Below are 351 nucleotides of genomic sequence, written 5' to 3'. Positions count from 1 at the left end.
GAAGCCCTCATCGCCTCCGCCGCCATCGAATATGTGCGCTATCTCCGCTGTGTCGATGCCGAGGAAGCCCACCTCAAACCCGCCGCCCGCCTCGCGCTGCGCGACTGGCGTGAACGCAAGCAGCACGCCGTCCGACGCCGCGCCCAGGATCTCCCCAAGGACCCCGCCGCCGTCATCGCCGATCTTCATGAAACCGCCTTCGGCATCGACTGGATGCTCCGCCACTGGCGCATGCTTCAAACCCTCATCGCCTCCGGCCAGGGCTGGACAAGTCCCGACTTGACGATGGCCATGCACCTGCTCGGCCAGGCTCCGTTGCGTCCCGCCCCCGACGACTCCTCCGACAGCGCC

The 351-nt window shown here is 67.8% G+C and carries 1 protein-coding gene; it reads left to right on the top strand.

Features of this window, described 5'->3' with window-relative positions:
* Positions 1 to 351 (top strand): hypothetical protein (locus GA615_RS27725; RefSeq protein WP_161602615.1); only part of this gene is annotated, 351 nt, incomplete at both ends.

It is taken from the genome of Tautonia marina, assembly GCF_009177065.1.
Classification (GTDB): domain Bacteria; phylum Planctomycetota; class Planctomycetia; order Isosphaerales; family Isosphaeraceae; genus Tautonia; species Tautonia marina.
This window is presented reverse-complemented; position numbering and strand designations above follow the sequence as displayed.